Origin of the sequence: uncultured Phascolarctobacterium sp. (assembly GCF_937920985.1) — a bacterium.
Taxonomy (GTDB): domain Bacteria; phylum Bacillota; class Negativicutes; order Acidaminococcales; family Acidaminococcaceae; genus Phascolarctobacterium_A.
Genome location: NZ_CALDXR010000001.1, coordinates 1 through 10,294 on the forward strand (window position 1 = coordinate 1; position 10,294 = coordinate 10,294).

Annotated in this window: 7 protein-coding genes; all 7 read left to right on the plus strand. The window is 39.3% G+C overall.

All coding sequences use genetic code 11. The annotated features are described in order from the left end of the window. Nucleotides 1-4,157, plus strand: a 4,157-nt coding sequence (locus tag Q0612_RS00005) for a hemagglutinin repeat-containing protein (protein ID WP_298879138.1), incomplete at its 5' end; no start/stop codon positions are given. A 222-nt stretch (nucleotides 4,158-4,379) separates the two neighbouring features. Further along, nucleotides 4,380-4,970: a hypothetical protein gene (locus tag Q0612_RS00010; RefSeq protein WP_298879139.1), complete on the plus strand. Its 591-nt coding sequence runs from the start codon at nucleotides 4,380-4,382 to the stop codon at nucleotides 4,968-4,970. A gap of 32 nt (nucleotides 4,971-5,002) precedes the next feature. Further along, entirely contained in the window at nucleotides 5,003-5,431 is a 429-nt protein-coding gene (locus tag Q0612_RS00015; protein WP_298879141.1) for a hypothetical protein, read from the plus strand. Between the two features lies 1 nt (nucleotide 5,432). Continuing rightward, complete coding sequence (locus Q0612_RS00020; protein WP_293829824.1) at nucleotides 5,433-5,906, plus strand: hypothetical protein; 474 nt, start codon at nucleotides 5,433-5,435, stop codon at nucleotides 5,904-5,906. Between the two features lie 358 nt (nucleotides 5,907-6,264). After that, the gene (locus Q0612_RS00025; RefSeq protein ID WP_298879146.1) at nucleotides 6,265-7,488 is read left to right on the plus strand and encodes a hypothetical protein; all 1,224 of its coding nucleotides are present in this window, start codon (nucleotides 6,265-6,267) and stop codon (nucleotides 7,486-7,488) included. 4 nt (nucleotides 7,489-7,492) lie between these two features. Further along, nucleotides 7,493-7,915, plus strand: coding sequence for a hypothetical protein (locus Q0612_RS00030; protein ID WP_298879147.1), 423 nt, complete (start codon nucleotides 7,493-7,495; stop codon nucleotides 7,913-7,915). 51 nt (nucleotides 7,916-7,966) lie between these two features. Further along, the coding region (locus tag Q0612_RS00035) for a hemagglutinin repeat-containing protein (protein ID WP_298879148.1) at nucleotides 7,967-10,294 on the plus strand (2,328 nt) is incomplete at its 3' end.

A 10,294-nucleotide genomic window follows, 5' to 3' on the forward strand; every position in this document is an offset into this window, starting at 1 on the left:
ATTATTTCAAGACGGATGCAGAAAATCATCTTACGGACGAAAAGCTTTATAAGGAAAAGCAGGATGTATCTACCAGCGTAGATGGAAAGGCTGATGATAAGGCAGCAGCAGGCAAGGATAACCAAACAGGCGATAAAATGCCGGATATTTCCAGTCTGCATATCAACAGCAAGATCTTTAAGCTGACGGATGATGCAACGGCGAAATACCTTATTGAGACGAACAAGAAATTTGCTGATTATCACGAGTTCCTTTCCAGTGACTACCTTTTGGAGCGTGTAAAGGCAGATCCGGAAAAGGTTGGCAAACGACTTGGCGATGGTTATTTTGAGCAGCAGCTTGTTTTGCAGCAGATAGGTACGCTGACGGGCAAGAAATATCTTGGCGATTACGGCAGCGATATGGAGCAGTTTGCTGCCCTGATGAACGCAGGCGCAGTAGTTGCGGAAGCAATGGATTTGAAGGTTGGCGTAGCACTGACAGCAGAGCAGATGGCAAGCCTGACCACAGATATTGTCTGGCTGGTGGAAGAAGTAGTCAACGGCGAAAAGGTTCTTGTACCGGAGGTGTTCCTGGCACAGGTGCGCAGCGAAGATTTGCGTCCTGATGGTGCGCTCATCGTAGGCGGTGAGGTAGAGCTGTACTCCAAGCAGGATATCAAGAACATGGGTAACATCAGAAGCGATGGTACTATAGCTTTGCGCGCAGAAAATGTTAGCAATAAAGGTGATATCGCAGGTGAAAACCTGAAGATAAAAGCAGAAAAGAATATTACTAACAGTGGTACAATGCGTGCGAAAGTGGATGCATTGCTGCAAGCGGAGAACATCACCAACGAAGCAACTTTTAGCCAAAAACAATATAAGGAGCTGAACCAGAAAAAGCTTGAAGCAACTGGTTCTATTAGTGCTGGGCAGAATCTGACACTGGAGGCAGGTAACAGCATCACTAACAGAGGAGCAAATCTGACTGCAGGCAAAAATTTAACTTTGAACGCTGACGATGTTGATATCGTAACGGTAGCAAATGAAAAGCACGTTGCCGTAGCTTATGGCAGCTCTGCTGCAGAAATCCATGACGTGCAGCACCAGCAAAGTGCGCTGAGCGGCGAGAACATCCGCCTGAATGCTAAAAAGGACATCAGCATAGCAGGTGGTATTTTGAGTGCGAAAAATGTCGTGGAGTTGAATGCTAAAGGCGATGTGAACCTGACTGTTGTGAAAGATTTGTACAGCGAGGAAAGCGAAGTAGGCAACCGTGGCGGCAGCTATTACAACCATAACAAGCAGGTGGATGAAGCTGTGAAAGGCACTACTATTGCAGCGAAGAACGATATCAGCATTGCAAGTGGCAAAGATATAAATATAAAAGGCAGCAACGTAGCCAGTGAAGCAGGAAAAGCAGACCTGATTGCCGAAAATAATATAAATATCACTAATGCAACAGAATACCATGAGCGCCTGCATGAAGAGCATAATAAGGTCAGTGGATTGCTTTCATCCAAAACAACGGATATTTATGATTACAGTAAGCAGAATACTGTTGTCGGCAGCAATGTTTCTGCCGGAGAAATTGCAATTAGCAGTAAAAAAGATACGAATATTACAGGCAGCAATGTAGTTGCAGATAATGACGTAAGTGTAAAAACCGGCGGCAATCTGAATATCGGCAGTGCGGAGCAGACAAGCGAAAGAGAATACAGAAAATCTGTAAAGAAGAGCGGAATTCTTAGCGGAGGCGGTTTAGGCTTTACCATTGGCAAGGAAAAGCAGAAGGACCAGTACGCTAATCAGAACGTTGAGCAGGTGGGAAGCACTGTTGGCAGTGTTAAAGGCAGCGTAGACCTTGAAGCTCAAAAAGACACTAATATTAAAGGCAGCAGTGTTGTCGCAGGTAGGGATATTAATATCACCGGCGAAAATGTTAAAATTGAAAACAGCAACAGCGTTTATAATGCGCATGAGAAGCATGAGTTTAAAAGAACAGGACTGAGTGTTTCGGTTGGCGGCGCTTATGTAGATGTTGTAAATAACGCAGCGAACAGCGTAAAACATGCAACAGATGTTGAAGATAAACGCCTTGGTGCTTTAGTTGCTGTCAAAGGATACAAGGATGCTGATAAAGCTATCAAAAATATTAAAAGCAATGGCGGTGGCAAGGTAACCGAAAACTTGTCTATTAATGTCAGCCTTGGCACAACGAAGAGCAAGAGTGAAAGTAATAGCACAACAACAGTAGCTAACGCCAGCGAAGTAAAGGCGGGAGGAGATGTTAATGTTACTTCTACGAAGAAAGATATTAATATCACTGGCAGCAATGTTGAAGGCAAGGACGTTACCTTAAACGCTAAAGAAAACCTTAATATAACTGCGTCTAAAAATACTAATAAAACGGAGCAAAGCAGCAAATCAAGCAGTGCAAGCGTTGGCGCAAGCCTGGAACTTGGCAAAGGTCCAAGCTACAGCATTTCTGGCAGTATGTCAAAGGGAGAAGTGTCTGCAAATGGCACAACTTACAATGAAAGTACAGTAAAGGCGGATAAGAATCTTGACTTTACCAGCGGCAAGGATACTAACATTAAAGGCGGCAAGCTGAGCGGTGAAAAAGTAACCGGCAACGTAGGCGGAGACCTTAATATTGAAAGCAAACAGGACAGCAACAATTACAAAGAAAGCAATAAATCTGTTGGCGCGAGCGTTGGTCTTGGCAGCAATAAAGCTGTCAGTGGCAGTGCAAGTGTTGGTAAGATTGATAGTAAATACGAAAGCGTTACTGATCAGAGCGGAATTTACGCAGGGAAAGAAGGCTTTGATATAGGTGTTGGCCAAAATACTGACCTTAAGGGTGGTATTATTTCAAGTACTGCTGATGCTGACAAGAATAAGCTTTCGACAGGTACGTTGACGTTTGAAGATATTCAAAATAAGGCGGATTACAAAGCAGGTGGAGCTGGCATCAAAGTAAACAAAAACAATGATGCAGAATACAATGAAAAAGGTATAACACCTGATATTGGCATGCCTGCAAGCGGAGAAGCTGAAAGCACAACGAAAGCTACTATTAGCAAAGGAACTATTGAAATCCGTGATAAAGAGAATCAGAAGCAGGATATCAATAAGCTGAATCGTGATAATGCCAACAGCCTAAATAAGCTTGGTGAGATTTTTGACAAGACAAAAATTGAAGAACGCCAGGAATTAGCTAATTTGTTTGGCGAATTGGCGTATAATGAGATACATAAGCTTGCAGAGCGAAATAATTGGCAAGAAGGCTGTGCCGAAAAGAATGCTCTTCATGCGCTTGTAGGCGGTATCATGAGCGAACTTACTGGTAATGGTTTCCTATCAGGGGCAAGTGCATCAACTGTTAATGAAATGGTGCAAAAGAAGTTGTCTGAGCAATTTGAAGGCGAGCCAGATAAGCATCAATGGGCAAGTGCGATTATTGGTGGGGTTGTGTCACAATTGGCTTCTGGTAACGCACAAGCGGGGGCAAGTACTGCTGCGAGCGGGACGAAGAATAATGCGCAAGGGTTGGATGAAGAAATGAAAGCTCAAGGAAATGGAACTGCTGAAGAAGTTATCAATGAAGGTAAATTGGAAGCATACAGCGATTATGAAAATGAATATCTAGAAAAATATGGCGTGAATAATTTTTATGAATTATCTAGTGCGCAACGCCAAAGTATTATACAAGAAATAGCAAATCAAATGAATATAACTTTTGATGCAGCTAGCTTTTTAGCTAACACAAAAGGAATTATTGATGGTAGTATTTCTTTGGGGGTCGGAGTAGGTGGAAGTATTAATGCATTGGGAACCACTGGAAAAGCTCTAGTAGATATTCATATAGAAGGAAGCAGAAGTGATGAAATAAAAATTATATCAGAAATAGCATTATATATGGATGCAAAAGATATAGTAAAGGTGGGTGGGGAATATAAATATATTTATTATCCAAAAACAAAAATCGTAAGAATAGAAAACTTTATAGGAGTTAAAACAGGATTAGGGGTTATTGGTATAGAGAATATTCCCGAAAACTATGATTTTATTTTAGAAACAGGAGCGGGTGGATATTTGTTTAGTGGTGGTGAAATAAAAGGTAAAATCAACATGTCTGAACTCTATCGAAAAATTAATAAAACAAAAAGTTAAGATAAAAGGAAGGGTTAACTGTGGAAATAATATTTATTTTGTTGTGGATTATCTTTGAAATTTTTTGTATTTTGTTTCCAGAACGGGTTAATTTAAAATGGGATTGGACATATTGGGGAGACAAAAAGGCAGAATGTAGTACTTCTAAAAAAATACTAATAAGAGTAATACATAGCATTATATTAATATCTCTAATATTAACAATTATAAGTTCTTTAGCGATTGAAAACTAAATATAACAATGCGGATTATAACGAAAAAGGCGTAACGCTTGATATTGGTATGCCTGCAAGCGGAGAAGCTGAAAGTACGATAAAAGCTACTATCAGTAAAGGCACTATTGAGATTCGCGATAAGGAAAACCAAAAGCAGGATATCAATAAGCTGAATCGTGATACTGCAAACAGCCTTAATAAGCTTGGTGAAATATTTGACAAGACGAAGGTTGAAGAACGCCAGGAATTAGCAAATTTGTTTGGCGAATTGGCGTATAATGAGATTCACTACATGGATGGCAGCAACGAACAGAAAGCTCTTTATCATGCAGTTGTTGGTGGAATTATGAGTAAGCTTACTGGGGGAGATTTTCTTGCTGGTGCAACTGCTGCTGGAATAAACAAGCTGGTTATTGAAGAAATAGTTAAAGTTGCAGATGGTGATCCTGATAAGGCGCAGTGGGTTAGTGCTGTCTTAGGAGCAGTGATTAGTGACTTAGTGTCTGGTAATACGCAAGCTGGGGCGAGTGTTGCTGCTAGTGCTACAAAGTATAATAGATTTGAAGATGTCTATGGAACATTTGATTTAAAAAATTAGGTGTTTCAAATAGACAAATTGTAACTGTCTATTTGTCAGAGATACAATATGCATTATCACATTGTGATGTATATAATGCTGGTACGGAACAAGAGATAATCAAACTAGATTTTGGTAATGGAGACTATTTAGATATAAAATTTGGACATGGCTATAGAGATGATCATAAAAGTCAATCAAGAGGAATAGTTCCACCTTTTAGTTCAACTGATAGAAAACATGTATTGTCGGCGCTTATTTCAGCAGCTATAATTGGTTATGCTGAACATAAATATAATAATACTCAATATCCTGTTTTTGGAAGAGGCAGACCTGAGTATTTATCATGCAATATGTATTTATATAATCCTAAAACATTAAGAAATGAACTAACTAAAATAGAATTTTCAATAGGAAGAAAAGCAAATGGAAGAATAGAGATATCTGATTTTTATCCAATAGCTGTAATTGGAGGTAGATAAGATGACGATAAGGGAAATTGTTTCAATTTATGATTATTTACTTAGCTTACCCATGAATTATAAGCACAGTCATCCTATATATGAGTTATTAGCATATTTAGAAGACGAATTGCGTATAAAGGTAAATGAGGTTAAAGAAATAGTAGTTGACGATTTTGCTTTGTTAATAAAAAAAAATTGGCTACTTAATTTTGATGATGAAAAATTTGCTTGGAGTCTCTATATGTTATATATAAAGAAACGTCCAGGAGATAGAGATGCATATCGAAAAATATCCTATTTTTTAATGATGAATGGTTGGAAATTAGAGTATGAAGCATTAAATGATTTCATTGACAAAGATTATAATTACAAGGTATTATATTTATACTGTGCAAATTTAAAATTGTATAAAGTAAACGGAATTAATGAAATGAATGAAGAGGAGATAGATGAATACATAAAATTAATAATTAATATTGCTAATAATTCATAAATATTTATCATAATAAATTAGCACTATATTTATAATTAAAGAAGGATTTGATATCCGTGTAGAAGTTAATGCTGACCTTAAAGGCGGTATTATCTCTAGTGAAGCCGAAAAAGACAAAAATAAAATCTCCACAGGTACACTTACCTATGAAGATATTCAGAACAAAGCGGATTATAAAGCCGGAAGTATTGGTATCAATGTCGATACATCTAAGAATGCTAAGAACAAAGATGCAGGTGTAACGCCTAACATTGGTGTAGGTGCTAAAGATAATGCTGAAAGCGTAACCAAGGCAACTGTTTCTGAAGGTGAGATTGAAATCAGGGATAAAGGGAACCAGAAGCAGGATCTTAAAGACTTGAATCGTGATACACACAATAGTCTTAATAAGCTTGGTGAAATCTTTGATAAGACGAAGGTTGAAGAACGTCAAGATCTCGCTGGACTTTTTGGAGAGATTGCATATAAAGTAGTAGGCGATTTGGCTATAAAAAATGACTGGCAAGAAGGCAGTGCAGAAAAGAATGCTCTTCATGCTCTTGTAGGTGGTATCATGAGTGAACTTACTAACAGTGGATTCTTGGCAGGGGCATCTGGTGCTATGATTAACGAAATGATTCAGGATAAATTGAGCTATATGTTCAAGGATAATCCTGCAATGCATCAATGGTCAAGTGCTCTAATTGGTGGCGTAGTAGCTCAGGTTGTAGCTGCTGATGCGCAGGTGGGAGCATCTACTGCTTCTAGTGGTACGAAGAATAATTATTTGACTCATGAACAATATGCTACTATGCAGAAAGAACTTGATGCTTGTGAAAATGATGCTGAACGACAAAAAGTAATTGAAAAGTACCAAATTATTGATGAAGTTCAAAATCAATTGTGGTACTTAATGCATAACTATGATGGTGAATTAGTAGAAGTTGGTCTTAGTTTAGAGGGGACTATTGTTAGGCTTGCTCCTACAGCTAATTATGAATGCCAAATTCCTGAAGTTAACGCAATATTGGATAAGGCAAAATCTGATGATGATTATATTTATACTTTACCTGATGGTAGTACTTGGGCGGTTAGTTTAGAAGGCGATAAAAATGTGCTATACAAAGTTTTACCACCAGATGTTGCTAAAAAAGCATTGTTAGATGGTACCAATGGTTTAGTGAAAAATGGTATATTACCTAATCCGAAGGAAATGAAACAAGATTACAGTTACGTATATGTTGGTGTAGGGATTTCAAAAAGTTTGGCTAGCAGTGGAGGAGGTGTTATTGATAAGGAAGGAAATGTATATGTATTTGATCAAGAGCAATCAGGATTTGGAGTTTCTACGCCTGTGTACGGTGGATATGGTAATGGATATATTGAAAATGGATTTAAAGAAAAATATAAAGTAAATATTATTGATGTTATAGCAGGAGATAGTAGTGGCTTTGGGGCATCTTCAATAATAAGTTCTGGCGTATCAGTAACAGATGATAAAAATATTATAACAGTAGAAATTGGAGTGGAATCATCAGCTGGTGTGACTATATATGCTAGGCGTCATGCAAAGTTTATTGGTAATATATACAGTGGAGAGTAATACAATGAAAATATTGAAAATTATAGTATCAGTCTTTGTTGTATTCATGATGTTGAAACCATTTTCTAATACTCCTGGTTCACAAATACCGGTATCATACAATTTAAAGCAAGTATTTTGCAAAGAAAGTGCTCAATTAAAAATAAACGAACTGGAAGAAGTTGAAAGGGACTTTTTTAGGCAAAATGTATACATTATTTCTTATAAATCTCCAATAGAAAAGATTGAAAAAGATAAGATGAAGGTGTTGATAAAAGAAAAATTAGAAAAAAACAATTGGGTTTATCAGCGAGAGTACAGATCAATACATGAAACTAATCCTCTTAACTTCACAATGAGGTTTAAGAAAAAAGATTATTTATGTGATGTTGAATTTACTAGTTACAATATTATCATAAGATTTTGGAGTAGGTTCTATCATGAATAAAAGGAGGTTGGCAATCGACTTGGCGATGGTTATTTTGAACAGCAGCTAGTTTTGCAGCAGATTGGTACGCTGACGGGCAAGAAATATCTTGGCGATTACGGCAGCGATATGGAGCAGTTTGCTGCCCTGATGAACGCAGGCGCAGTAGTTGCGGAAGCAATGGATTTGAAGGTTGGCGTAGCACTGACAGCAGAGCAGATGGCAAGCCTGACCACAGATATTGTCTGGCTGGTGGAAGAAGTAGTCAACGGCGAAAAGGTTCTTGTACCGGAGGTGTTCCTGGCACAGGTGCGCAGCGAAGATTTGCGTCCTGATGGTGCGCTCATCGTAGGCGGTGAGGTAGAGCTGTACTCCAAGCAGGATATCAAGAACATGGGTAACATCAGAAGCGATGGTACTATAGCTTTGCGCGCAGAAAATGTTAGCAATAAAGGTGATATCGCAGGTGAAAACCTGAAGATAAAAGCAGAAAAGAATATTACTAACAGTGGTACAATGCGTGCGAAAGTGGATGCATTGCTGCAAGCGGAGAACATCACCAACGAAGCAACTTTTAGCCAAAAACAATATAAGGAGCTGAACCAGAAAAAGCTTGAAGCAACTGGTTCTATTAGTACTGGGCAGAATATGACGCTGGATGCAGGCAACAGCATCACTAACAAAGGAGCAAATCTGACTGCAGGCAAAAATTTAACTTTGAACGCCAACGATGTTGATATCGTAACGGTAGCAAATGAAAAGCATGTTGCCTTAGCTTATGGCAGTTCTTCAGCAGAAATCCATGACGTGCAGCACCAGCAAAGTGCGCTGAGTGGCGAGAATATCCGCCTGAATGCGAAAAAGGACATCAGCATTGCTGGTGGTATTTTGAGTGCGAAAAATGATGTGGACTTGAATGCTAAAGGCGATGTGAACCTGACTGCTGTCAAAGATTTGTACAGCGAAGAAAGCGAAGTGGGCAACCGTGGCGGCAGCTATTACAACCATAACAAGCAGGTGGATGAGGCTGTAAAAGGCACAACTATTGCGGCGAAGAACGATATCAGTATTGCGAGCGGCAACAATATAAATATTAAAGGCAGCAACGTAGCCAGTGAAGCAGGAAAAGCAGACTTGGCTGCCGAAAATAATATAAATATTGCTAATGAAACAGAATACCACGAGCGCCTGCACGAAGAGCACAACAAGGTCAGTGGATTGCTTTCGTCCAAAACAACGGATATTTACGATTATAGTAAGCAGAATGCTGTTGTCGGCAGCAATGTGTCTGCCGGAGAGCTTGCGATTAGCAGTAAAAAAGATACGAATATTACAGGCAGCAACGTAGTTGCAGATAATGACGTAAGCGTAAAAACCGGCGGCAGTATGAATATCGGCAGTGCGGAGCAAACAAGCGAAAGCGAATACAGAAAATCTGTAAAGAAGAGCGGTGTGTTTGCTGGCGGTGGCTTGGGCTTTACCATTGGCAAGGAAAAGCAGAAGGACCAGTACGCCAACCAGAACACTGAGCAGGTGGGAAGCACAGTTGGCAGTGTTAAAGGCAATGTGAAACTAGATGCAGATAAGGCTGCGAACGTTAAAGGCAGCAGTGTTGTTGCGGGTAAGGATATAAATATTACTGGCGAAAATGTCAGCATTGAAAACAGCAACAGCGTTTATAATGCTCAGGAGAAGCATGAGTTTAAAAGAACAGGTCTGAGTGTTTCGGTGGGCGGCGCTTATGTAGATGTTGTAAATAACGCAGCGAACAGCGTAAAACATGCAACAGATGTTGAAGATAAACGCCTTGGTGCTTTAGTTGCTGTCAAAGGATACAAGGATGCTGATAAAGCTATCAAAAATATTAAAAGCAATGGCGGTGGCAAGGTAACCGAAAACTTGTCTATTAATGTCAGCCTTGGCACAACGAAGAGCAAGAGTGAAAGTAATAGCACAACAACAGTAGCTAACGCCAGCGAAGTAAAGGCGGGAGGAGATGTTAATGTTACTTCTACGAAGAAAGATATTAATATCACTGGCAGCAATGTTGAAGGCAAGGACGTTACCTTAAACGCTAAAGAAAACCTTAATATAACTGCGTCTAAAAATACTAATAAAACGGAGCAAAACAGTAAATCCAGCAGTGCAAGTGTTGGCGCAAGGCTAGAACTTGGCAAAGGCCCAAGCTACAGCATTTCTGGCAGTATGTCCAAGGGAGAAGTGTCTGCAAATGGCACAACCTATAACGAAAGCAATGTGACCGCCAATAAAGATTTAAGTTTTGCAAGTGGTAATGACACCAACATTAAAGGCGGCAAGCTGAGCGGTGAAAAAGTAACTGGTAGCGTAGGCGGAGACCTTAATATTGAAAGCAAACAGGACAGCAACAATTACAAAGAA

Coding starts and splice junctions, on each gene's coding strand:
- Q0612_RS00020 (WP_293829824.1), top strand. CDS start 5,433: ATGACGATAAGGGAAATTGTTTCAATTTATGATTATTTACTTAGCTTA.
- Q0612_RS00030 (WP_298879147.1), top strand. CDS start 7,493: ATGAAAATATTGAAAATTATAGTATCAGTCTTTGTTGTATTCATGATG.